Below are 25,296 nucleotides of genomic sequence, written 5' to 3' on the forward strand. Positions count from 1 at the left end.
TTGCGGAATTTTGGCTACAAAAAAAGCAACCTAAACCCGGAAACCAAAGGGGTTAGGTTGCTCTGCTATAAATTGGCCAATCGATTTACGGCAAAATGTTCCCCGCGGCGCGGTAAATTTCGTACCACTCCTCGCGAGTCAAGCGGATTTCACCGGCCCCAATGCAGTCCTTCAAGCGTTCGATGTTCATCGTGCCGATCACCGGCTGCATCCGGGCCGGATGGCGCAGCAGCCACGCAATGGCGATGGTTGTGTTGGTAACGCCGTATTTCGCGGCAATTTCGTCGATTTTCCGGTTCAGCTCGGGGAACTTCTCGTTGCCGAGGAAGACGCCTTCGAAGAATCCGTATTGGAACGGCGACCACGGCTGGATCGTAATGTCGTTCAAACGGCAAAAGTCCAGCACGCTGCCGTCGCGGTTGACGGCGGCTTCATTCTCCATATTCACGTTAATGCCGGCCGAGATCATCGTGGCGTTCGTGATGCTCAGCTGCAGCTGATTGGCGACGATCGGCTGTTTGACGTATTTTTGCAGCAGTTGGATCTGCATCGGGTTCTGGTTGGAGACGCCGAAATGACGCACTTTGCCTGCGGCATGTAATTGATCGAACGCCTCGGCAACCTCTTCGGGTTCCACCAGGGCATCCGGACGGTGCAGCAGCAGCACGTCGAGATATTCGGTTTTCAGGCGTTTCAGAATACCGTCTACCGAGTTCAGAATATGTTCCTTCGAGAAGTCGAAGGAGCCTTGGCGGATGCCGCATTTCGATTGCAGGATAATGTTCTCCCGAACTACCGGGTTCATGTGGATCGCATCGGCGAAAATCTCCTCGCAGGAGCCGCCTCCGTATATATCCGCGTGGTCGAAGAAGTTGGCGCCTTCCTCCAGCGCGGTTTGCACGAAACGTTCCGCTTCGGCTTTGTCCAGCGAATTGATTCGCATGCAGCCGACGGCGATGACGGGGACTTCCAGCGTGCTCGTTCCAAGCTTGATCGTCTTCATGAGTCGGATCCTCCTCCATTGAATAGGAATAGATGAACGGTTCACCCGGGCGGCTATGTAGATGGATAGTCGCAGCTTGGCTAGGCTTGCTTGGCGCCTGGATGCCCCCATCATTGTGACATAGAAAGACGATGGTTTCAAGAGCAATGAAGAGCGCCGTAACAATTGAAAGGGATAGGTAGAGCGGGAAAAGTCACTTGTGCAGCCGAACCCTGAGCGTATAATAGTTACTGTGATTTCTATAGCCTATATTTCAACGAAAAGGACTGCAAGCCACATGAATCTCATGGAGAAAAAACGCGCGGAAGATTTGCTGAACGCTTTTGTCGGATCGGACGTGTATCTGCATAGCGAAGCGACTTCGTTTTTGTTTGTCCGCAATTTCAAGGTGAGACTGACGGATGCTTTTATTGCCGGGGAGGGACCCTACCGCGCGGCGCTGCGGTTTGACGGCCGCGGCTGGCTGCGCATCGAAGGATTAACGCATATGGAGCTTGACGAACAAGGTCGTCTTCTGCTGGAGGGCTTTGACGACCGGGGACGCATGGACGTCGCACTGCATTTGGGAAGGGAGCCTTTTCCGGAATGAATATGGATCATATGAATTCGCAAAACATCATGGGGCGCAAGCTGCTGGCGGTATTTGCCCACCCTGACGACGAATCGTTTATCTGCGGGGGAACGCTGGCCAAATATGCGGCCGAAGGCGTGGAGGTTACGCTGGTGAGCGCAACCCGCGGCGAAATGGGGCGGCGGATGGGCAATCCGCCGTATTTGAACCGAGAGACGATGGGGGCGGCCCGGGAAAACGAGCTGCGCCAGGCGTGCGGCCATTTGGGCGTACACGAATTGAAGTTTCTCGATATCCGCGACAAAACGGTCGAATTCATCGACGAGGAGTTGCTCATCGGACGGATAGAGGAATTGATGCGGGACCTTCAGCCCGATGTGGTGCTCACGTTCCATGAGACGTTGGGCGGTCATCCGGACCACTGCGCGATCGGCAAAGCGACGACGGCCGCGTTTCGCCGGTACGGGCAAGGTTCGTTATATTTCGTCTCCTTTGGCGATAGGATGCAACAGCCGGAGAAGTACGGTTATACCTCGGGCGATATCGTACGCGTGGAGGTGCAGGATCACTTGAAGGCCAAGCTGGCCGCTTTCCGCGCCCATCGCTGCCAATCGGAGCTCATGGAATGGGTGTGGCAACGGGACGACGAGGCGCTGCGTAGCCTCGGCCGCTACGAATATTTCATCCGCGGGAGCCGGGCGAAGCCGGGGGCGGATTCGTTGTTTGGTTAAGATCAACTTATCGCAATCCGGTTGCATTTTTTCGATAATAATGATTTTCATTCTCAATTAGATATGGTACGATGATTCCATCCTAGTGAAAAATTACTTCTTTACCGATAAAAAGGAGAGGTTGCGACGATGGAACAAACCGTATATGATGTCACGATTATCGGAGGAGGACCGGCCGGGTTGTATTCCGCCTTCTACAGCGGTCTGCGCGAGATGAAGACGAAGCTGATCGAATATCAGCCCTTTCTCGGCGGCAAAGTCAATGTCTATCCGGAAAAAATGATCTGGGACATCGGCGGCCTGACGCCGGTCACCGGGGAGCAGCTGATTCGGCAACTGATCGAGCAGGGACTGACGTTCCAGCCCGAAGTCGTCCTGGGCGAAAAGGTGACTTCGATTTCTCGGGGCGAGGATCGCCTGTTTAAGCTGCATACCGCTTCGGGAGCCAAGCACTATTCCAGAACGATCATCCTTGCCATCGGGGGCGGGATTCTCAAGCCAACGAAGCTGGATATCGAAGGAGCGGAACGGTTCGAAGTGACGCACCTCCATTATACGGTGAAATCGCTCGGCCGGTTCAAAGGGAAAACCGTGCTGATTTCCGGCGGAGGGAACACGGCGATCGATTGGGCCAACGAATTGGCTCCGATTGCGAAGAAGGTATATTTAACCTATCGCAAAGAAACCTTGAAAGGCCACGAAGCGGAAGTATCGAAGCTGATGAAGAGCCATGTCGATTGCCTGCTGAATACGTCGATTGTAAAATTAACCGGGGCTCAAGGCGGAGATGCGATCCGGAGCGTGTGGATACAAAATCTGGAGGACGGCTCCATCGTTGAGCTGGAGGTCGATGAGGTCGTCGTCAGCCATGGGTATGAGCGGGATAAAGCCCTGCTGGAAAACAGCGAAGTGCCCATCGCCATGGCGAACGAATACGGCATTGCCGGCACGGCCATGAGCGAAACCTCGGTGGAGGGAATCTTCGCGGCGGGGGATATTTTGGCGTATGAAGGCAAGCTCCACCTGATTGCCGGGGCTTTCCAGGACGCGGCGAATGCGGTTAACCGGGCCAAGCAATACATCACCCCGGAGGCGGAGGCCTACGGAATGGTTTCTTCGCATAATGATCTTTTCATGGAGAGAAATCGGGAACTGAAGAAACAGCTGTTCGCGTCAATGGCGGATTAACCGAACGCTTCGAATGGATGCGTTTACCTTTTATGGGTAGGCGTATTTTTTTATCCTTATATATGTTTCTTCGCCATGAAAATGGGAATATATCGAAAGCTCACCAATAGATATAAAGGTATCAGCTTGTATAGGCTCCTTTGAAAACGACGAATTGGTGAGGGAGATGAGAGTTTGAGCAAGAGAGTCGTCGCAGGATTTATAAGCTTCATCCTGGCGTTTACGCTGCTGCTGCCGATGGCGGGAGCGGAAGGCGGCGGTTTGACGGGAGCCGATGGAAGGAGGGAAGGCGTTCCCCGGCTGAATCCGGATGTCGTCACACAGGAAGCGCTGCGTGACGAGATATCGGAGGTTCAGCTCAATGGTAGAGAGAAACGCGAGATTTTCGGGCAAGCGTCGCCCGCGGCCAACGATGTAAAGCTGGAGCGCCGGGACGCCGAAGCGGAATCGGCCCAGCCTCAGAACTTCGTTCCGATTGCGGACGGCAGCGAACCGACAACCGTGATCGTTGAGCTGAAGGAAGCGCCTTTGAAGGTGTTTGAAGTCTCGCAAAGTCAAATGCGTGCAAACGCATCGCTAAGTTCTCACAGAAAAGCGGTCGATCTGCAGCAGCAAACGTTCAAGACGCAAGCGGTCGGCAAGCTGAAGGCGAGGATTAACCGCGAGTACGAAAGTATTTTCAATGGATACTCACTGACGATTCCGGCTAACGAGGTGGAAAACCTGCTGAAGCTTCCGGGCGTCAAGGCGGTGTATCCCAATGAGACGGTGTATGCGACGGAGGAGGAAGAGGTACCGATCGCACCGCTGGACAGCGTGTCGTTTATCGGCAGCGGAGCGTTCTGGGAGGAAGGGACCACAGGCCAAGGCATTAAGGTTGGCGTGATCGACACCGGTGCGGACAGGAACCACCCCGATTTGGCGGGAGCGATTCCCGGCGGATATTGGGGATATGATTTCGTGAACGAGGATAACGATCCTAGTGAAACGACGTACGATGATTTCCTGAATTCGGGACAACCCGAATTCAACGAAGACGGCCGACCTTACTACACCTCTCACGGCAGCCATGTGTCGGGCATCGTAGCCGGCCGCGCCGCCGGCAAGGACGAATGGGCGGGGGTAAAAGGGGTCGCGCCCGAGGCGGAAATTTACGCTTACAAAGTATTGGGTCCATACGGCAGCGGCTCGACGGAGGACGTGATCGCCGGCATCGAGCGGGCCGTAGTGGACGGCATGGACGTCATCAATCTATCGCTGGGCTCGGAGACGAACAACCAGCGCTCCGCCGACTCGGTCGCGGTAAACAATGCGATGAAAGCCGGCGTCGTAGCCGTCGTATCCAGCGGGAACTCCGGCCCGGGGGCGGCAACCGTCACCGATCCGGGCAGCTCGGAGCTGGCGATTACCGTGGGCGCGTCCAAACCGCCGCTCGTCACGCCGATCCTGCGGATTCCGGCAATGGGCGATGAAGAGTTCTATATGGATACGTTCGACAAGTCGGCCGGGATCGAGGGTTTGACCGAGTCCTACCCGCTCATCGATGTCGGGTTAGGGAAGCCGGAGGACTATGCAGGGAAGGATTTGGCCGGCAAAATCGCCTTCATCAAGCGCGGCGAAATTTCCTTTGCGGATAAGGCTTTGAACGCCCAAGCTTCGGGTGCGGCAGCCGCCATCGTGTTCAACAATGCGCCGGAAGCGTTGGAGAGCGGCACGTTGGGGGACGCGGAGATCAACATTCCGGTTTACGGGCTTTCCGGGACCTACGGGGAACGAATTCGGGCCGCTTTGCGGAGTCAGGAGTTAACCGCCGAATTCAGTTCGACGCTTGAAGAAGACATTATGGCAGGCTTTAGCTCGCGAGGACCGGCCAAACCGGGGTATGACATCAAACCGGACATTTCCGCGCCGGGGATAAGCATCCGCTCCAGCGTGCCGGAGTACGAGGGCTGGTATGAAGCCCAAAACGGCACCAGCATGGCCGCGCCGCATGTTGCGGGCGCCGCGGCGCTGGTGGCGCAGAAATATCCGAACCTGACGCCTTATGAAATCAAGTCTTTATTGATGAATAACACGGTGAAGCTGAGCGATCGAAACGCCGACCGCTATTCGCATATGGACCAAGGGGCCGGACGCCTCGCGCTGGATCGGGTCCTGGAGGCCAAAGCGGTAGCGATGGCGGAGGACTCGACGCCTTATGTTGATGGAGAGGTCCCGGAAACTTATTATTCGGGCAGCCTGTCGTTCGGGTTTGTCGGAAACGGTTTTTCCGCCGAACAACAGGTTATCGTTAAGGACATCGCAGGAGCGTCCTCGAACTACGAGATAAGCTCACACTGGTACGGAAACGCGCCGATAAAGCTGATATTGTCTGCGACTGAGGTTGCGGTAGGCGCCGGCGGAGAGACCGGCTTCGACGTCAAAGTCGCGGTGCCGGATGAAGCGGCGAACCAACGGTACGAAGGCGAAGTGATTCTGACCGACAAGATCACCGGGCATGTGATCAACCTGCCGTTATCGGTCTATGTCGGCGATGCGCCGCAGTTGGATGTGGTGACCGGCGTGAAGTTGTCGAGCAATCCGATTTCGCCGAATGGCGACGATTTTTTCGATACCGCGGATATCGCGTTTACGGTCAACGAATATGCGGAATATATCTCGCTGGAAGTGCACGATATCAACGGGAATTGGTTGGGCGTGGTCTTTGAAACGGATGAGGGATTGAGTCCGGGCAGTTATGCTTTGCGCGGCTGGGATGGGAGTATCCTTGATGAATCGGGCGAGGTTGCGGCTCTTCCCGATGGCGGATACCTGCTGATCCCATATACCGGGCCGTCCATGATCGAATCGGTTCCTTCGGAAGACTCGGCCTACATCTTCTTCGTCGACACTTTGGCGCCGGTCTCCAAACTCGCCGAACCGGCACTTAAAGTGAAGAGCTCCGGTCAGACGGGGGTGATCTCCGGCGAGGTTACGGAGGATCTGTTGATTAATTATCTGGTGACCTTCGGCGGACTGGAGATGAGCGAGGTGATCGGCGTCGAGGCGTTGTTTGAGAACGCGGCCGGCGAAGTCGAATTAAGTCAGGGGACCCTCGATAACGAGGGGAACTTCAAAATTGACGTTCCTGTCGAACCTGGAGACAACTATTATGAAGTTTACGTTTACGATTTGGCCGGGAACGGATATATGGAACCGGCTCATATCGTGGAGTACCGGCATGAACAGGATTACGTATTCCCGGTTATTGAGCCCGAGCAAGTCCGACCCAATGAACCTTTCGATCTTCAGGTGCAATTTTCGGCAACGACCGCCGTTTATGAAGCCGAATTTAATTTGGTGTACAGCAATCAACTAAAGGCAAGCAATGTATTACCAAGCCCTGAATTAAGCGATTATCAGGAAACAAAGGCTCCAGGGGTTCCTTTGACGGTATCAGAAGCGGTATATGAACAATCGCCGCAACTGACACGTCATGAGTTCTTGGAGAGCTTAAGCGCAGGGGATGGCTATACCGGTACGGGATCTTTGGCGATATTTCATTTTGATGGGGCCCCTGCAGGGGATTACACGTTTACCTTAAATGATTTGAAATTATTCGATAAAGACGGCAATGAACTACAGTTTAAACCTACTCTTAGCACGACGCTGACGGTGCAAGAACCTACGGAGCAGCCTGATGGTGTTCTAAAGGTCACCCCAGCTTCCCTTCCACTGAAAATCGGAGGCACTGCCCAACTGGGCGTTGCGTATACGGATAAGGAAGGTAACGAAATCACCGTGATGGATGCGGGATTCCAATCGAAGAATCCGCAGATTGCTACCGTATCAAGTACAGGTCTAGTTACGGCCTTGAAAGCCGGATCGACCACCATCGACGTTACCTACCAAGGCTTGACGGGGCACGCGGAAGTCACGGTGACCTCGGCAGATCCGCCTAGCAACGGAGGCGGGGGAGGCAATGGGGGCGGCAACGGAGGGGGCGGATCGGGGAGTGGCGGTTCCACACCACCAGCTCCGACACCACCTGCCCCACCGGCAGCACCCAAGAATGCCGTAGCCATCAAGTCGGGCGAACCGACGGTGGTGAAGCTGCCGAACGGGTTCACGCTGACGATTCCCGCAGGCGCGATCACTTCGCCGGAGGCCGCTTACGCCCAAGTTACTCCGGCGACCGACGAAGAAACGAAAAAGCTGCTGGAAGGCTTGAAGTTGCCGGCGGGGATGCAACCGTTCGGGATCTATTATGATATCAACATTTTGACGAAGGACGGGAAACCGCTGGAACATCTCACGCTCAGCAAGCCGGCTGAAGCGGCGATCCCGCTTGCGGCACTGAACCCCGGGGCGATCAACGGAGATAAGATCAGCTTGTTCAAGCTGGGGGACAAAGGAGAGTTGACTCCATTTTTTGGTCGATTGAAAGACGGTAAGGTGGTCGCCAGCCTGTACGGCTTTAGCCGGTATATCTACTTGGCCAAAAACGTCACTTTCACCGATGTGACCCCTGTGAAGTACGCGTGGGCGGTGGATGCTATCGAAATCCTGGCGTCCAAGGACATTCTCGCAGGCTCGATCGACGGCAGCTTCCATCCCGAAGCGCAGGTGACCCGCGCCGAGTTCGTATCCATGCTGGTACGGGCGTTGGAGCTGAAGGCCGATCCAAACGCGGCTAGCGCAGTTTCTTTCAGTGACATTCCTGCGGGAAGCTGGTACGAGGCGGCCGTGAAGATTGCCACTTCCCGAGGTCTGATCAGCGGCTACTCCGACGGTATCTTTGCGCCGGACCGACCGATGACTCGCGGCGAAATGGCGGTTGTTCTGGCCAAGGCGCTGGAGGTATTAGGCCACTCTGCGGGGACAGCCGGGGAGCTTGCCGGCTTTGCCGACCAAGCCCGCATTCCGGCCTGGGCCTCCGGGGCGGTAGCCAAAGTCACAGACCTTGGCATCATGAAAGGCAAAGCGCGTAACCGCTTCGAAGCCGAACTGCCGACGACCCGCGCCGAAGCGGCCGTCGTCGTCTACCGGATCTTCAAAGACTTCACGAAATAAGCTCGCGCCCAACAGCCGCCGGTTCGCGTCATGCCGGCGGCTGTTTTTTTGCGGAGGGATATCCCTGCCGGTTGTCTTAAAGCGGCTGCCGGTTCATATACATTGGGTAAGAATTGATATGGCCAAAGGAAGTGAACGGATGGAGCAAAAAGTGCAGCGGTATTACGAGCTGAAGCAGCGGCAAAAGGAAACGGAGCAGGAGCTCGCCGCCTTGCGCGGGGACTTGTTGGAACATTGCCGGAAGCTGGGGGCGTCCGAGCTCGACGTGGGCGGTTACCGGATCAAAACGATCCGCCAGGAGCGCAAGGAGTACGATGACCACAAGCTGTACGAAGCGCTCCCCGATCCCGGCGTGTGGCGGCTGATTTCCAAGGCCGACGCGCAGAAGGTGGCAGCTTTGGTGAAGCTAAACGTCATCTCCGAGGATAAGCTGAGGGATACATTCACGGTCAAGAGCATTACGCTTCTGCAGGTGGATAGGAAGTAGGGGCAAACGCTAAGCCGCCCAGCAACGTGCGGATGTGAAATCTCCACTTGCGATGTTCGGGATTTCCCCCTACAATGGCTGGTAAAAAAATCGGCTCAGGTCATCTTATTACCGGCTGCTTTTCTGGCGTGGGCCATAGGCGGAAATGATTAGATTGGAAATTAAGAGGGTGTCCCAAATGTCATCCAGGATGACTGAGGGACGACCCTCTTTTCATTTCGTCAAACAAAAAGAAACACCGGATGTTGACAATCTGCAGCTTTGGAACTATATTGAGTATATAGTCACTGAGTTTTGACTCAATGAAAATAGTATGCGAGATGAAGAAAGGAGAAGGAGGCGAATGAACAAACGAACCGATCCAAAGAAAATGGCCGAACCCGGCGAAGGCGCCGCCTTGATACGCGAGGACAACGGGCAGCCGGCCAAGACGCAACGGCAGCAGCAAAAAGAGCGAACGCGGTTGCGGCTGATCGAAACGGCGCTGTCGCTGTATGCCCAAAACGGGCTGCTGGCCACCCGGACCGCAGATGTTGCCCGGGAGGCGGGCGTATCGCACGGGACCGTGTTTGCCCACTTTGCCACACAGGAGGCGCTGTTGGACGCGGTCATCGGGGAGTTTGGCGCGCGGGTGGCCGCCAGGCTGCATGAGCTGGCTTACCGGGGGGGCAGTTTGCGCGAAGTGCTGCAAGCCCATTTGGCCGGGCTTCGAGAAGCGGAGCCCTTTTACGCCCGGCTGGTCAAGGAAAGCCGGCTGCTGCCGGACGGTGCGCGGCATGTCTTGACCGCGATCCAATCGGTCGTCTCCCATCATCTTTGCGAGGCCGCCGCACGGGAGATGGAGGCCGGCTCGATCCGGCCGCTGCCGTTGCATTTGCTGTTCAACACCTGGATCGGATTGCTTCATTACTACCTGGCCAACGATGATCTTTTTGCCCCGGAGGGCTCCGTACTGAAGCGTTACGGGGAGGAACTGCTGGAGCATTACTTAAGTTTGCTCGCAAAGTAAAAATCCATGATGACGAAGGAGCGTTGAATATGAAAACTTGCATTGCCTGCGGCATGCCGATGCAGGAGCCGGGCGAATACGCCATGGGCGACACGAGCAAAGATTATTGCGTGCATTGCTCTCGGCCGGACGGCTCGATGCAGTCGCTTGAGGAGAAGCTGGACTCCATGACCGCTTTTATTGTCCGCACTCAAGGTCTTGACGGGAGCGCGGCCAAGTCCGCCGCCCGCAGCATGATGTCGCGGCTTCCGGCCTGGCGGGACCAACTGCGGGAAGGATAGGGGAGCGCGATGGACGAACTGCATGAGCTCCCCAACATCGGTACGGTCGCCGAGCGCAAGCTGAGGCAAGCCGGCGTGAAAACGCCGGAGCAATTGGCGGAAATGGGCAGCCGCGAAGCTTTTATGAGATTGAAGCTGCTGGATTCCGGAGCCTGCTTGCATATGCTCTATGCCTTGGAGGGGGCCGTTCGCGGCATCCGCAAAAATCAATTATCCGATGAGACCAAGCGGGAGCTTAAAGACTTTTTTCAATCGTTAAAATAGGAGGAATATGCTTTGCAGGTAAGTAATTGCTTCATGCGAAGCAATTCGGCAGACCATCCTTGGGGTGGTCTTTTCGTATTAACTTCGATATAAACTTGACCAGGTCAAATAATTAATTGACTTAGTCAATTAATTTGATTATGATAAGGTACAAAACAAATCGTTCATTCGGGGGAGGAAACCATGAACTCCGTCTACAAACCATTAATCCAAGTCGTTCGCCGTTTCAACCGATTTTATACGAATATTCTCGGTTTATTGGATCAGCACATGCTGAACAGCGAGTTTTCGTTATCGGAAGCCCGGGTATTGTATGAGATCGGACATATGGAGTCGTGCACGGCTAAGCGGCTGATCGAAGAGTTGAGTCTGGATCCGGGGTATTTGAGCCGGATGCTTAAACGGTTTGAGACTTTGGGCTTGACCCGAAGGGAACAATCGAAGAAGGACGGGCGCCTGTTTTATCTATACCTGACCGATCAGGGAAAAGAGACGCTGGCCCACTTGGATTCGTTGTCCGACGGCCAGGTCTATCAGATGATCAGCGGCTTGCCGGCCGAACGGCAGCGGCGGCTTATCGACGGCATGAAATCGATCGAGGCGGCGTTATCCAACAAACCGGCGATCAGTGGCGAGCAGATTCGCATTCGCACCGAATTGCGGCCCGGGGACGCGGGCTATTTGATTCATCTGCATGGCTGGATGTATCAAGAGGTTGGCTACAATCACCGCTTTGAGGGATATGTATGCAGAACGTTTTACGATTTTTTCGAACATTATCTTCCGGAGAAGGGCCGTTTCTGGTTTGCGGAAGTGGGCGGCAACATGATCGGCGCGATCGCTATCGTGGAGCATTCGCCCCAAACGGCTCAACTGCGTTGGTTTCTCATTCACCCGCAATACCGGGGGATCGGTTTGGGAAGTCGGCTGTTGAACGAAGCGGTGGACTATTGTCGGCAGAAGGGATATCTGAAGGTGTTCCTGGAAACCACGGAAGATCAGCAGCAAGCTATCGGCATGTATACCAAGGCGGGATTCGTCAAAGTCGCGGAGCATCCGAACGACGCCTGGGGCAAACCTTTGCTGGAATTAACCTATGAGCTTGAGTTGGGGTGAAGCTCGTTTGCCGGATGCCGACCTGCATGTCAATACCGTGCCATCCGGCCGCTTTGCATGATTATCCCGATGGATCAGGTTAAGAACAAGAGTCAAACGCGTAGGAGCAACGAAGCAGTTGGATATAGAACCGGATTGTTAGATTGGAATATGGAGAAATTATGCTAGTCAGCAAGCTTCCCTCAGCAAACACGGCGCCTTATTTTCAGGCTGCAATCGAAAGGGAGTTATTCGGTTGGCATGCGACCAGTTGGCGGTAAGGGATCGCCGGAGTCGCCACACACATGTGCAGCAATTTCCGGCGCATCGTCTCTTGCGCTTCAGACAGGCGCAGACGCCGGCGCACGGTGTACTCGTTCAGGTACGCCTGAAGATACTTCTGTCCCAAGGCTACATAGGTACTCGTCAGTGATTTCCGTGCCTCTCTCACCACTTTCCGCAAAGGCACATACAGCCGATAGGCCAGAGGAAACAATTGCACTTCAGATGTGCACACCTCCACATGATTGGTGACGAACGCGGCAAGATCGCGGCGTCTCGCCCTTCTTCCGTCGCCGCGATCTTGCGGCACCAAACGAATTTTGACCTGTTCCGGCTCCCCCGTTTCCGTTACCGTGCATCCCGCTACAACGGCTAAGGCATGGGGATACGAAAAATACCCCCTGGACGGATCGAACCCATACTGATCGCTGTTCACCTTCACCTCTCCGCTTAACAGTTCCCGGTCATCCATCTCCCCAATGGCATGGCGAATTTTGTGCAGCACCAGCCATGCGGTCTTATACGTTACCCGGATTACCTGGCTCAGCCGCGTCGCTGAGATACCATCAGGGAGTAGGAACAACTCCAGCGCCTGGAACCACTTCAACAGAGGCAGATGCGTTCCTTCAAAAATCGTGCCGACCAAAGGTGATGTTTGATGTGCGCACCTTCCGCACTCGAACAAAGGGATTCGCCGGGAAGTCACGCGGCTGCAACGATTATAAGCGCAGCGCGGACAGACAAAGCCGTTCGGCCACTTCATCGCAATCAACGCCTCCATGCATTCCTCCTCGCTAGAATAACGTCCGCCGAATGGTTGAAGAATCGATTCCGCAGATACCTCCATAGTTCTTCCCTCCTCAAAAAAAGAATGCGTACACACGTTCCCTTTGTGTTAAATTATACCAAACAAGTGTTCTCATTTCAAGTCTATCATCTTGATTTTTTATCCCTTACCGAATCCCAGATTCCTGACCAATAGGGATAATCGTGTGAAGGGGGCCGTGGAGGAGGAGATGGCAGGGATTCAGCAAGGCGAGAAGCAGCAAGGTGCGGGAGGACGGAAAGGATGCATTTAAAGGAAAGACAGGAACAGGGTGCAGGAAGAACCTTATTTCTTTCGCCAGGCCAGCAAATACAACGGGCGTTTGCCGAGGACCGAAGGGGTGTGCAGCCATTTGACGATCCGAGTGGACAGCCATTGGCATAGCAGAGCCAAAATGATGATTTTCCAATCGATGACGAGCGCCGTAAGGAGAAATATTCCCCCATTCATCCAAAACAAAGCGGAGCCGGGGTTAAACCGTTTCCGCTTCGCAATGGCAAGCGCGACGAAGCCGATCCCGCCGTTCGTCACCCGTTCCCTGAACAGGACGGAGATGCCGATCCCGAGTAACAGGGAGCCCGCCAGCAGATTGATCCAAACATTGGCAAAGGGGGTATGAAAATACACTTCAAAATAGTTGACGGAAACTGAAGTCACGGTGATGACCATGATGGTACCGATCGCGCTGATCCGCCCTAAATAATGGACGGCGAACAGAAGGAAGGAGATGTTGGTCAACCATAAGCCGAGGCTCATCGGCAACCCGAACCAGTAGTTGAGCAGTACGGCGATCCCCGCGCCTCCACCGGAAGGGATCGAATGAGGGAACAGGAAAACGCCCATGGCGAAGCCCTGGATCAGAGAGCCGGCGAAGATATGGGAGCTTTTTTGCCACAAACGGCGCAGAAAATAAGCCCGGACCGGGGAGCGTTTCATCGACACGAAAATCATCCTTCAAGAAGATGGAATGGCAGGCTAGTCCTGCTACTACAGCCTATGCGCCCGAATGGGCGGACATGCCAAAGACGCATCCGCCTTCTATGTTTTGTTGCCGGAGAAAAAGGGTTTAGAGGGTGAAATATGGAATAAAAGGGTTATACATAACAGGGTGAAACCCATATCAGCCGATGAAGGGTGAGCGCGCATGACCATTCTTAAGGATGTTATTCTTCAGCTGTTTTTTGCCCATATGCCGTTCGTCATGTTCAGCGTGTACTATCGGGACCAGTCCCGGACCTATACACCGAAATTCATTGCGTTTTCCAGTATGATTTGCTTGTTCCTTTCGATGACTTTCGGAGCTAGCGTGGTTAACGGATATTTTTACGATATTAGGTATACGATCCTATTTTTCGGCATGATTTTTGGCGGGTTGAAAACGGGGTTTGCGCTTTTGGCGGAATTTGTCCTGTACCGTTTATACATCGGAGGCGACGGGACTTTCATTGCGATGATAATTACGCTGGTGACGTTTCCGGGCTCTTACCTGCTGTACCGCATGTACCGGAAGTCCGAACGGAAGTCGCTGGTTTTATTGCTGGCCGGGGTGTTCTTTTCCGTAACGCCGCTTCTATTCGTTTACCTGGAGCATCCGGAATCGGTGACTCAAAACTTGACTTTCCACTTATTGGTCATTCCGATGCAGAACCTGGTTGGATGCTGGATGCTGATCACTTTGTTCAGAAAAGCGGTCACCGATAAGGAATTATTCATCTCCTACGCGCAAAATGAGCGGGTTCGGGCCATCAGCCACGTGGCGGCTTCGTTGGTTCATGAAGTTCGGAATCCGCTGACCGCGGTGAAAGGGTTTCTCACGCTGATCCGCGATGGCGCGGCGGATCGGGGGCGGATCGAGCGCTATATTGAAATCTGCATGAGCGAAATCGCACGCACGGAATACATTCTGTCCGAGTATCTGTCCATATCCAAGCCGATCGGCGATAAGCAGGAGCCTACCGACCTGGAGGAACTGCTGCGGATCACGAAGGATGTCATGAGCCCGTATGCCAATATGCATAACGTGTTGCTCGAAATCGGCCATCCTTCGGAGCCGGTATGGATTCTGGCCAATCCCGATAAAATGAAGCAAGTGCTCGTGAATTTTATCAAAAACGCGGTAGAAGCGTGCGCCGAGGTGCCTCATGCCCAGGGGAAGGTCACCTTGCGGTTGCAAGTGGCGGCGCGCAAGGTTACGTTAACCATCCAGGATAACGGAATCGGTATGACCGAGGAGCAGGCCAAGCGGCTGGGGTCGATTTATTTCTCGACCAAGTCGTCAGGAACAGGGCTGGGCATGACGTTCTCCTACCAGGCGATCCTCTCGTTCGGCGGTACGGTGAACGTGCAGAGCGAACCTGGAGCGGGGACGAAGTTTACGATTACTTTGCCGATTTATACCCGAAATGAAGAAGCAAGGGAGGGAATTGAAGCATGAGCAGGCAAGGCGGAGAACTTGTGGCGAAAATTGTTTTGTGCGTGCTGTTGTCCGGCGTGATTTTGTTTCTTGGATTATTCGCCGGGTTGATCGTTTCTTTTTCGGGCGGAGCGATATTCTACGCCCCCTTGGTCCTGGTCGCGGCGGTCGTGCTGGTTGGTTTTCTGGCCTTTTTTATCTTCTTGCCGATACGGCACCGGCGCAAATTGTATGCGTCAATGCTTGCCATCCTTATCTTGGGTGGCTTGACGACGGCGGTGTACGAACTCCGCGAGGCTTACCATAACAGCATTCCGGTCGTTCGAGACCAGGAGGTAAACATGGAGCCGTACCGGCCTTTCGGGGACACGGGCAAGTTGGCGGTGCTGCGGGAACCGTCGAAGTTGACGATCGCGAAGGATCTCCCGCGGCTCGACGGGGCAACGGCGCTTTATCCGCTTTACGCCGCGTTTGCGCAAGCGGTATATCCGCGTCAGGAGTACGACCTTTACCAAAGCGAGGTCATGGTGAACACAACGCCCGAGGCTTATAAGAATCTGATTGAAGGTCGGGCGGATATCATCTTCGTCGCCGCGCCGTCGGAAGGGCAAAAGGCTGCCGCCCGCAAGCAAGGCAAGGAGCTGAAGTTCACCCCGATCGGGCGCGAGGCGTTCGTCTTTTTCGTCAATGCGTCGAATCCGGTCAGCGGGTTGACGACGGAGCAGATTCGCGGGATCTACTCCGGGGAAATCACCCGTTGGGGCGAAGTGGGCGGCGGCGACGGAAGCATCCGAGCGTTTCAACGGCCGGAGGACAGCGGCAGCCAAACGATGCTGGTTCGGGTGATGGACGGTCGGGAGCTGGCCAAACCGCCTGAGGAGAATGTTGCCTCCGGGATGGGCGGCATTATTTCACGGACCGCGGATTACCGCAACTATAAGAACGCGCTGGGTTATTCGTTCCTGTTCTATGCCACCGAGATGGTGAGGAACGGGAATATCCGCCTGCTGGACATTGACGGTGTGAAGCCGGAACGGACGACCATCGCCAGCGGCGAATACCCGTTCGCGGCAGAGTTCTACGCGGTTACGGCGGGCAGCGACAATCCGAACGTGGAGAAGCTGATCGAGTGGATCTTATCGCCGCAGGGGCAGTATTTAGTGGAGCAAACGGGTTATACGCCGGTCTCCCCCTAGAACGTATTGACACTCGAATTCACGATCGATAAACTAAGAAGTAGGAATTAGCACTCTGCCCTCCAGAGTGCTAATATATTGTTAACCAAGTTATCTCATACGGCGAAAGGAGATCTGTTTTCATGCCAAAAAAGCAGTTTAAAGCCGAATCGAAAAGATTGCTGGAGATGATGATCAACTCGATTTATACGCAGCGGGAGATTTTCCTGCGCGAGCTGATCTCGAACGCTAGCGATGCCATCGATAAAATTTATTACCGGGCGTTGACCGATGACCAGCTGGTATTCAACAAGGACGATTACTTCATTAAGATCAAGGCGGACAAAGAAGCCCGCACCTTGACGATATCCGATACCGGGATCGGGATGACGAAGGACGAGCTGGAGAACAACCTCGGCATCATTGCAAACAGCGGCTCTTTTGCGTTCAAGAACGAGAACGAGCTGAAGGACGGCCACAATATCATCGGGCAGTTCGGGGTTGGTTTCTACTCCGCGTTTATGGTAGCGGACGTGGTTACGGTAATCAGCCGGGCGCTGGGCTCGGACGAGGCGTGCAAGTGGGAGTCCAAGGGAACTGACGGGTATACGATCGAACCGTGCGAGAAAGCGGAGGTCGGTACGGACATTATTTTGCGAATCAAAGAGAACACCGAAGACGATCAATATGACGAATACCTTGAGGAGTATCGGCTGAAATCGATCATCAAGAAATATTCGGATTTCATCCGTTACCCGATCAAGATGGACGTCACAAGCAGCCGGCCGAAGGAAGGCAGCGAAGACGAATACGAGTCGTATACGGAAGAGCAGACCGTTAACAGCATGGTGCCGATCTGGCGCAAGAACAAATCCGAGTTGACGGACGAGGATTACGAAAACTTTTACATGGAAAAACGCTACGGGTTCGACAAACCGGTCTCGCATATTCATATTAAGGCGGACGGCGCTGTCGTGTACAACGCGATTCTGTACATCCCGGAGAAAACGCCGTTCGACTATTACACCAAGGAGTACGAAAAAGGGCTGGAGCTGTATTCGAACGGCGTGCTGATCATGAACAAATGCGCCGACCTGCTGCCGGACTATTTCAGCTTCGTCAAAGGGATGGTCGATTCCGAGGACCTGTCGCTCAACATTTCGCGCGAAATGCTGCAGCATGACCGGCAATTGAAGGCGATTGCGAAGAACATCCAAAGCAAGATCAAGAGCCAACTGCAAACGCTGCTCAAAGACGACCGCGAGAAATACGAGCAGTTCTACGCGTCGTTTGGCCGCCAACTGAAGTTTGGGGTGTATAACGACTACGGCATGAACAAGGACGTGCTGCAGGATCTGCTGCTGTTCACTTCGTCCAAGGAGAAAAAGCTCGTCACGCTGGACGAATACGTCTCCCGCATGCCGGAGGACCAGAAGTACATTTACTATGCCGCCGGCGAATCGGTGGAACGGCTGGAGAAGCTGCCGCAAACGGAGTTGGTGCTCGATAAAGGTTATGAGATCCTGTATTTTACCGACGATATCGACGAATTCGCGATTAAGATGATCATGAAATACAAGGAGAAGGAATTCAAGTCGGTGTCGAGCGGCGATTTGGGAATTGAAGCCGAAGCATCCGAAGAGAAGGCGGATACGGACGAGAACAAGGAATTGTTCGCGGCGATGAAAGACCTGCTGGCGGGCAAGGTGAAGGAAGTCAAAGCGTCCAAACGACTGAAATCCCATCCGGTTTGCCTGTCGACGGAAGGCGAGCTGACGATCGAGATGGAAAAAGTGCTTAACTCGATGCCGGGCGCGGACGGCCAGTCGGTCAAAGCGGACAAGGTGCTGGAGCTCAATGTGAACCATAACGTGTTCCAGTCGCTGAAGAAAGCTTACGACAGCGATAAAGAGAAGCTGGCTTTGTACACGAACCTGCTGTACAATCAAGCGCTGCTGATCGAAGGGCTGCCGGTGAGCGATCCGGTCGAATTTACGAACGACATTTGCAAAGTGATGGTGTAAGCGGGCTGGGAGCCCGAGAGAATGGGAACCACCTTCTTCCGAAAAACGCGGGAGGGTGGTTCTTTTATTTTTGGCCTGGAATATGCCATCATGAGGGTGGGGGCGATGCATGTGTTTAATGATTTCAAGCTGGTGGCCGAGACGCCGGTTTATGTGCAGGTGAGTAATTTTATCAAACGGCTGATGATGCAAGGTGCTTTGCAGGCAGGACAACGGCTTCCCTCGACGCGGGAGCTGTCGGAGCTGCTGGGCGTCAGCCGGGGCAGCATCATTGCCGCCTATGAGGCCCTCCATGATGAAGGACTCGTCTACGCCGTCGCGGGAAAAGGGAACTTCGTGGCCGAGGTGTCTGCACCGGGGAGGCATGCGGCCCCGACTTGGCGGATGGATTGGCGCGAGCGGATGAACCGGCAAGCCCGGCTGTCCGTGGAGCTCGACCATATGAAACGCGGCAGACCCGGGCTGCGGGCGGGTAAAGGCAAGATTTTGTTTACGAGCATCGCCCCTGACGAGCGGCTGTTCGATTTGGAGAACGTGAAACGCGCCTTTTTGGACCGGATGGCGGTCGAAGGCCAGGTCTTGCTGAATTACGGATACGCCAAAGGATATAAACCGCTGATCGAGCTTTTGCTTAACTACATGGAACGCAAAGGCGTGGATCTGACGGGCAAGGATATGCTGATCACCAGCGGGTTTACGGAAGGGCTGGACATCGTGCTGTCGGCGATCGGGCGGGACGGCGGCGCGGGCGGGCGTATGCTTTGCGAGAACCCCACGCACCAGACCGCGATCAAAAACCTGCGGCGGCACGGGTTCGAAATCACCGGCATTCCGATGGAGCCGGACGGCCTCGATTTGTCGGCGCTGGAGCGGGAGCTTCGGACGCAGCCGTTCGACGGCGCGTTCCTGGTGCCCTCCTATCACAATCCCACCGGGATCGTTACGTCCGCCGAGAAGCGGCTGGCCTTGCTGGAATTGCTCGGCCGCTACCGGGTGCCGGTCATCGAGGACGGCTTCAACGAGGAGCTGCGATACTCCGGTTCGCATGTTGCGCCGTTGATTGCCATGGCCGGGCAGGGGAATGGGGTGGTGTATCTGGGCAGTTTTTCGAAGGTGCTGTTCCCGGGAATTCGCGTCGGCTGGGTGCTGGCGGACCGGGAGCTGATCGAGGTGCTGGAGAGCGTCAAGCGGGCGCGCAGCATTCATACGTCGACGTTGGACCAATCGCTGCTGTATCAATATATGCTGAACGGCAACCTGGAAAAGTACTTGAAGCGGGCCCGTTCGGAGTACCGGCGCAAATACGAGTGGACGAAGGCATGCTGCGAGCGCTATGTGCCGTATGCCCGGCTGTCGGGCAGCGGCGGGCTGCATCTGTTTGTTGAATTTGCGGAGGGGTTCGATACGTGGAAGCTGTTGGAGCTTTGCGCGGACCAGGGCGTGTTGTTTACGCCGGGGGATATGTTTTTCGTCGACGGCGGCGGGCGGAACACGATGCGAATCGGATTCTCGCGCGTGCCCGAGGAGGAGATCGAGAAGGGGATTCGCTTGATCGGCGAAACGGCGGCGAAGCTGTTAGGGGATAAGAGTTAGCTGCGGATGTTTGGAGTGCGGCTTGGACTTAAACAACGGTTGAAGGAGAGGAAATTCGGATGAAAGTTGGCGTGATTATGGGCGGCGACTCCTCGGAGCGCGAGGTGTCGCTGATGACGGGCAAGGAAATCGTGGGCCGGCTGGACCGGAGCAAATATGAAGTGGTCCCGATTGACGTGATGAAGCGGGAGGAGTTGATCGACCAAGTGCGGGGCATCGATTTCGCTCTGCTCGCGCTGCACGGCGCGTTTGGCGAGGACGGTACGGTGCAAGGCGCACTGGAGACGCTGGGCATCCCGTATTCGGGCAGCGGCGTGTTGAGCAGCAGTTTGTGCATGGATAAGAACCTGACGAAGCGGCTGCTGCGGGCCGAAGGAATTGTTACGCCGGACGGGGCGTTCCTGGACCGTGCTTCGTTTGCAAGCGAGGCTTGGGAGGAGCAGTTGGCGGGGCTGGCGTATCCGCTGTTCGTCAAGCCGAATGCGGGAGGCTCCAGCATCGGCGTGCAGCACGTCGACCGGCCGGAATTGTTGCGCGGCGCGCTGGAGGAGGCGTTCCGCTGGGACGTGTCCGTGGTCGTCGAGTCGATGGTGTCCGGTCAAGAGATCACCTGCTCGATCCTTGGCGGGGAGCTGCTTCCGGTGCTGGGCATCCGGTCCAATGGGGCGGAGTGGTTCGACTACGAAGCCAAATACAGCGACGGCGGGGCGGAGGAGCGCCCGATCACGCTGCCGCCCGAAGCGGAGGCGCGGGTGCGGGAGGCGGCGCTGGCCTGTTACCGGCTGCTCCAATGCCGCGTCTACGCGCGGGTTGACATGATCCTGAAGGACGGAGTTCCTTACGTGCTTGAAGTCAACACGCTGCCGGGGATGACGGCGAACAGCCTGCTACCGCGCAGCGCGGCTGACGCCGGCATGAGTTACGGCGAACTGCTCGACCGGATCATCGAGCTGTCGCTGGCCGAGCGGGGTAAGGGCGTTACTGCCCGGGCGGCGCAACGGTAAAAATGTTGCATTTCGTACAACATTTCTGCCGGAGCTGTGGCCTTTGGCTGTGAAATGTTGTAAGAAGTACAACATTTTAGGGCTGTTGGGCTACAGCTAGGCGAAAATGTTGTATTCTGTACAACATTTTCGGTTGAGGTGGGCCTTTGGGGAGAGAATGTTGCATTTTATGCAACATTTCCCGCTTAGGGGTATTCTCAGCAGCGCAGCCAACTCCCAAATAAGACCCGCCGGTAGGCAACCGACAAAAAAGGACCCGCCCCGAGGGGATGGATCTCTTGGATCAAGCTGCTGCGCAAGCCGTCTAGTTGGCGGGGTTCCCGGCCAAATCCAGCGCTTGCTCAATCGGCACGTATTCGTAGCGCAGGTCGCGGGCGACGGAGGCGTACGTAATCGCACCGCCGGCAACGTTCACTCCTTTGCGCAGGGCGGCCCGTTCGCTAAGCGCCGAGTATAGACCCTTCGTGGCGATCTCCAGCGCGTAGGGCAGCGTGGCGTTGGCCAACGCCAGCGTCGAGGTGCGCGGCACCGCGCCCGGCATATTGGCGACGGCGTAATGGACGACGCCATGCTTCACATAAGTCGGATCGGAGTGAGTGGTGATCCGGTCCACCGTTTCGAAGATGCCGCCTTGGTCGATAGCCACGTCCACGACGACCGAGCCGGGGCGCATCGCCTTGACCATGCTTTCCGTGACCAGCTTCGGCGCTTTGGCGCCGGGGATCAACACCGCGCCGATCACCAGGTCGGATTCGCCGACCGCCTCGGCGATGTGCTGCGGATTCGACATCAGCGTCTGCACGCTTCCGCCGAAGATGTCCTCCAGTTGGCGCAAACGATCGGCGTTCAAATCGAGGATCGTTACGTCGGCGCCTAAACCGATCGCCACCCGCGCCGCGTTCGTACCGACCACGCCCCCGCCGATAATCGTCACCTTGCCGCGTCTCACGCCGGGCACGCCGCCGAGCAGGATGCCTTTGCCCCCGTGCGGCTTCTCCAGAAACTGCGCGCCGATCTGCACCGACATCCGCCCGGCGACTTCGCTCATCGGCGTCAACAGCGGCAGCGTTTTGTTGACTTCGACGGTTTCATAGGCGATCGCGGTCACGCCTTTGTCCTTCAACGCTTGGGTCAGCTCCGGCTCCGGCGCCAGATGAAGGTACGTAAACAGGACCAGGCCTTGGCGGAAAAATCCATACTCCGACGGCTGCGGTTCCTTGACCTTCATCACCAGGTCGGCGGACCAGGCCTCCGCCGCGTCCGTGACCACCTTGGCCCCGGCGGCCGCGTATTCCGTATCCTCAAAGCCGCTGCCGGACCCGGCGTTCGTCTCGATCAGCACCTGATGCCCCGCATGCACCAGCGAGAAAACACCCGAAGGGGTCAGGGCTACCCGGTTCTCATTGTTTTTGATTTCTTTCGGCACTCCAACGATCATGATGTATCCTCCTCCGTCAATTTTGCTGACGCCACTCCCGGCACAAAGCCTATTTTGTCCAGAAATCGGCTAAACCTGTCAATGGATTTGACATCAGTATAGGACAGGAACGGTAGATTTTGTTTGTGGAGATCGAAGAAAAAAAACGGCCGCGTTTGTGAAATTTCACAAATCGCGGCTGCCGCCGAAGCGCTCGGCCTTCAGATCCAGATATAACGTTACTTTTTGCTCCATGCGGGTCAGGTCGATCCGGCCGATTTCGGCGATTCGCTTCAGCCGGTAATTGAGGGTGTTCGCGTGAATGTGCAGCGCATCGGCGGCCGTCTTGGCATTGCTGTCATGCGCCAAAAAAACCTCCAACGTATGCAGCAGTTCGCTGTGGTGCTCCTGATCGTACGCCCGCAGCCTGACCAGTTGGGCGTTTACGCTGCCGTGCTTCCGCATCTCCTGCCAGATGAGCGGCAGATAGCGATAGTAGCCGAGATCGCCGTACATCGCCAGATTGCCCGTTTCCGCGGGAAAACGCTGCTTCACCTGCAGCAGGAGCAACGCTTCGCGATAGCTGTCCTCCACCCGCCCGTATTCGCTGTAAAGGCAGCCGCTGGCCAGCCCGTCATAATCCGCTTTGAAATAGGACCGCAGGTTCCGCTGAAGCAGCTCGAGGCGGCCGGCAACTCCGTCCATCGAATCCGGCACGACCGGGGCGCACAGCAGAATCAGTTGGTTCTTATCGACGGCGCGCAGCACGATCCGGCTGTGGCCGGAGACGGAGGCGAATTTCTCCAACGCCTGCCGCTGCCAGATTTCCTTCACCTCGGCGGCAAACTGCAGCACGACCACGTGAAAAAAAGCGGGGAGCGGCAGCCCGATGCGGTTCGCCTGTTCGCGGATCGAGGCTTCGCCATGAAGATGGCCCGTCAGCAGTTGCCAGAAGAGATCCCGATGCGCCTCGTCCTCTTTATGGCGCTGGAGCTGCCATTGTGCCATTTTGGTGCGGGCGGCTCGGGCGGCCTTCATTAATAAGGTCATTTCCCGTTCCGAAACAGGCTCTTCGGTTTCCAGCACCCAAATGAATCCGACAACCCGGGTACCCGAGCGGACGGCGATCGCGACCCGTTCGCTCAGCCCCACCTCGCGGATCGGGCCGATGCGGATCGGCGTTTCGCTGTCCAGCAGGCGGGGAAGGACGCCGTCCCGCCACAAGCAGCCGATCACCTGATCGGGCACGCGGCGGCCGACGATGGTGGCGAGCCGCGCTGCATCGGTTTCCGGCACATGCGAGCTGTAGGCGACCAAGCGGTGGTTCGCGTCTTCGATCGTGACCGGACGCCTCAGCGCGTCGCTGATTTTTTCCGCCAGCATTTCCAGGTTGTCGGAGTAAGGTTCGAATGAATCGTTCGGCTCTTCGCGCAAGGGCGTCACCTCCGTTTCAAGGATGTTGTGCGGTTGCATAAGAACGTTCCGCCTTTTTGGGGGAAGAAAGACAAAACCCGGCCGGTTCATAAATCGATAACGGAAAGAGGGAAAACACGATGACAACAACGCAAACGAAGGGAGCTTCATCCATCGGTTACCGCGAAACCTGGGCGGAAATATCGCTGGAGGCGATCGCCCATAATGCGGGCCTGTTCCGCAAGCAGGCGGCCGAGGGCTGCCGGGTGATGGCCGTGGTCAAAGCGAACGGGTATGGGCACGGTGCCGTACAGGCGGCGCAAGCGGCGATCCGCGCCGGCGCCGACTACCTGGGTGTTGCCCTCGTCGATGAGGCGCTGCAGCTTCGGGCCGCCGGTATATCACAGCCTATTCTCGTACTCGGCTACACGCCACCGCTTGGGGTCGAAATCGCCGTCCGGCACGGGGTCACCCTAACGGTCTATACCGAGGAGGTGCTGCGGGAGGCGATCGCTTGCGCGAAAAAGCAACGGCGCAAGGCCCGCATTCATTTGAAATACGATACCGGGATGAGCCGGATCGGCTTGCCCTCCGTCGAAGCGGTGATCGGGTTGGCCGAGCAAGCCGCGGCCGCTGCGCCTTTCGTCGTGCTGGAAGGCTTGTTTACGCATTTTGCCGATGCGGACGGTCCCGACCCGTCGTTCACCCGGGAGCAATTCGCCCGCTTCGGCGACTGCATTGACGCCCTGGAAGCCCGCGGCCTGCACATCCCGATCAAGCACTGCTGCAACAGCGCCGCGGCGATGCGTTTTCCGCAGATGCATCTCGACATGATCCGGGTCGGGATTGCGCTGTACGGGTTATTTCCTTCCGCGCGGCTGCGGCTGCCGGAATACCCGCTGCGGCAGGCGATGCAGTTGAAGACGAAAATCGCCTCGCTCCAGCGGATCGCACCGGACCGCACCGTCAGTTACGGCCGGACGTACCGCGCGGCATCGGAACGGATCATCGCCACCCTCCCGGTCGGTTATGCCGACGGCCTGTCGCGGGCGTTGTCCAATCGCGGCTGCGCGCTGGTGCGCCGGCAGCGGGTCCCGATCATCGGCCGGATCTGCATGGATCAGACGATGCTTGACGTGACGGGGGCGGAAGGCGTCCGCGCGGGCGACGAGGTCGTCCTCTTCGGCGGGGCCGCGGGGGAGGCCACGATATCGATCGACGAAGTGGCCGGCTGGATGGGGACGATCAATTATGAAGTCGTTTGTCTGATCGGTCCAAGAGTGCCGCGCGTTTATCCGGATGCTTCGGAACTCATGTAACAAAAGGTACCATACCTCTGGCATCATAATCCAAGTTTTGGGTTTCGTAAAGAGGAATTTCCGCGGTTTTTCGTGATATGTTTCTCTTGCGTTATATTATCTAACACAAACCCCTGTTCTGATGGTCAGAGCAGGGGGTTTGTATTGGA

The 25,296-nt window shown here is 56.1% G+C and carries 20 protein-coding genes; 15 read left to right on the forward strand and 5 right to left on the reverse strand.

Annotated features, from left to right (window positions below; translation table 11 throughout):
- Positions 1–85: 85 nt before the first annotated feature.
- Entirely contained in the window at positions 86–1,003 is a 918-nt protein-coding gene (locus tag ACZF99_RS04865; RefSeq protein WP_483609522.1) for an aldo/keto reductase, read from the reverse strand.
- Positions 1,004–1,289: 286 nt separating this feature from the next.
- Here ACZF99_RS04865 and ACZF99_RS04870 point away from each other — a divergent pair, with 286 nt between their 5' ends.
- The 9 genes from ACZF99_RS04870 (at position 1,290) to ACZF99_RS04910 (ending at position 11,702) form a co-directional block, all read left to right on the forward strand.
- Positions 1,290–1,592 carry a DUF1806 family protein gene (locus ACZF99_RS04870; RefSeq protein ID WP_483609524.1) on the forward strand — a complete coding sequence of 101 codons (303 nt, stop codon included), beginning with the start codon at positions 1,290–1,292 and terminating at the stop codon, positions 1,590–1,592.
- Entirely contained in the window at positions 1,589–2,305 is a 717-nt protein-coding gene (locus tag ACZF99_RS04875) for a PIG-L family deacetylase (RefSeq protein ID WP_483609526.1), read from the forward strand. The genes ACZF99_RS04870 and ACZF99_RS04875 overlap by 4 nt, the downstream gene beginning before the upstream one ends.
- Before the next feature lie 129 nt (positions 2,306–2,434).
- Positions 2,435–3,493, forward strand: a complete 1,059-nt coding sequence (locus ACZF99_RS04880; RefSeq protein ID WP_483609528.1) for an NAD(P)/FAD-dependent oxidoreductase — start codon at positions 2,435–2,437, stop codon at positions 3,491–3,493.
- A 174-nt stretch (positions 3,494–3,667) separates the two neighbouring features.
- Positions 3,668–8,545 (forward strand): S8 family serine peptidase, encoded by a 4,878-nt coding sequence (locus ACZF99_RS04885; protein WP_483609530.1) that lies wholly within the window; start codon positions 3,668–3,670, stop codon positions 8,543–8,545.
- 118 nt (positions 8,546–8,663) lie between these two features.
- Entirely contained in the window at positions 8,664–9,032 is a 369-nt protein-coding gene (locus ACZF99_RS04890; RefSeq protein ID WP_483609532.1) for a hypothetical protein, read from the forward strand.
- Positions 9,033–9,375: 343 nt separating this feature from the next.
- Complete coding sequence (locus ACZF99_RS04895; RefSeq protein WP_483609534.1) at positions 9,376–10,041, forward strand: TetR/AcrR family transcriptional regulator; 666 nt, start codon at positions 9,376–9,378, stop codon at positions 10,039–10,041.
- 29 nt (positions 10,042–10,070) lie between these two features.
- On the forward strand, positions 10,071–10,322 hold the full coding sequence (locus ACZF99_RS04900) for a zinc ribbon domain-containing protein (RefSeq protein WP_483609536.1): 252 nt from the start codon (positions 10,071–10,073) through the stop codon (positions 10,320–10,322).
- A gap of 9 nt (positions 10,323–10,331) precedes the next feature.
- Complete coding sequence (locus tag ACZF99_RS04905) at positions 10,332–10,586, forward strand: TfoX/Sxy family protein (protein WP_483609537.1); 255 nt, start codon at positions 10,332–10,334, stop codon at positions 10,584–10,586.
- A 183-nt stretch (positions 10,587–10,769) separates the two neighbouring features.
- Positions 10,770–11,702, forward strand: a complete 933-nt coding sequence (locus tag ACZF99_RS04910; protein ID WP_483609539.1) for a bifunctional helix-turn-helix transcriptional regulator/GNAT family N-acetyltransferase — start codon at positions 10,770–10,772, stop codon at positions 11,700–11,702.
- A gap of 205 nt (positions 11,703–11,907) precedes the next feature.
- On the opposite strand, the gene ACZF99_RS04915 is transcribed toward ACZF99_RS04910, so the two are convergent.
- Both ACZF99_RS04915 and ACZF99_RS04920 read right to left on the reverse strand, forming a co-directional pair.
- Positions 11,908–12,810 (reverse strand): transposase, encoded by a 903-nt coding sequence (locus tag ACZF99_RS04915; RefSeq protein WP_483609541.1) that lies wholly within the window; start codon positions 12,808–12,810, stop codon positions 11,908–11,910.
- 264 nt (positions 12,811–13,074) lie between these two features.
- The gene (locus tag ACZF99_RS04920) at positions 13,075–13,725 is read right to left on the reverse strand and encodes a YitT family protein (protein ID WP_483612539.1); all 651 of its coding nucleotides are present in this window, start codon (positions 13,723–13,725) and stop codon (positions 13,075–13,077) included.
- Between the two features lie 208 nt (positions 13,726–13,933).
- On the opposite strand from ACZF99_RS04920, the gene ACZF99_RS04925 reads away from it, so the two are divergent.
- The 5 genes from ACZF99_RS04925 (at position 13,934) to ACZF99_RS04945 (ending at position 20,998) form a co-directional block, all read left to right on the forward strand.
- Entirely contained in the window at positions 13,934–15,223 is a 1,290-nt protein-coding gene (locus ACZF99_RS04925; protein ID WP_483609543.1) for an ATP-binding protein, read from the forward strand.
- Complete coding sequence (locus ACZF99_RS04930; protein ID WP_483609545.1) at positions 15,220–16,398, forward strand: PstS family phosphate ABC transporter substrate-binding protein; 1,179 nt, start codon at positions 15,220–15,222, stop codon at positions 16,396–16,398. The genes ACZF99_RS04925 and ACZF99_RS04930 overlap by 4 nt, the downstream gene beginning before the upstream one ends.
- 122 nt (positions 16,399–16,520) lie before the next feature.
- Positions 16,521–18,401 carry a molecular chaperone HtpG gene (htpG, locus tag ACZF99_RS04935; protein ID WP_483609547.1) on the forward strand — a complete coding sequence of 627 codons (1,881 nt, stop codon included), beginning with the start codon at positions 16,521–16,523 and terminating at the stop codon, positions 18,399–18,401.
- A gap of 111 nt (positions 18,402–18,512) precedes the next feature.
- Positions 18,513–19,994, forward strand: coding sequence for an aminotransferase-like domain-containing protein (locus ACZF99_RS04940; RefSeq protein WP_483612541.1), 1,482 nt, complete (start codon positions 18,513–18,515; stop codon positions 19,992–19,994).
- A gap of 59 nt (positions 19,995–20,053) precedes the next feature.
- A complete protein-coding gene (locus tag ACZF99_RS04945) occupies positions 20,054–20,998 on the forward strand; it encodes a D-alanine--D-alanine ligase (RefSeq protein WP_483609549.1) in 945 nt (314 codons plus the stop codon).
- A gap of 304 nt (positions 20,999–21,302) precedes the next feature.
- Here the strand turns inward: ACZF99_RS04945 and ald are convergent, their stop codons facing one another.
- On the reverse strand, positions 21,303–22,436 hold the full coding sequence (gene ald, locus ACZF99_RS04950) for an alanine dehydrogenase (protein WP_483609550.1): 1,134 nt from the start codon (positions 22,434–22,436) through the stop codon (positions 21,303–21,305).
- Positions 22,437–22,601: 165 nt separating this feature from the next.
- Positions 22,602–23,888, reverse strand: a complete 1,287-nt coding sequence (locus ACZF99_RS04955; RefSeq protein ID WP_483609552.1) for a PucR family transcriptional regulator — start codon at positions 23,886–23,888, stop codon at positions 22,602–22,604.
- A gap of 80 nt (positions 23,889–23,968) precedes the next feature.
- Here ACZF99_RS04955 and alr point away from each other — a divergent pair, with 80 nt between their 5' ends.
- Complete coding sequence (gene alr, locus ACZF99_RS04960; RefSeq protein WP_483609554.1) at positions 23,969–25,147, forward strand: alanine racemase; 1,179 nt, start codon at positions 23,969–23,971, stop codon at positions 25,145–25,147.
- The last annotated feature ends 149 nt before the right edge of the window (positions 25,148–25,296 follow it).

Source organism: Paenibacillus sp. JL3B1040 (assembly GCF_057063165.1).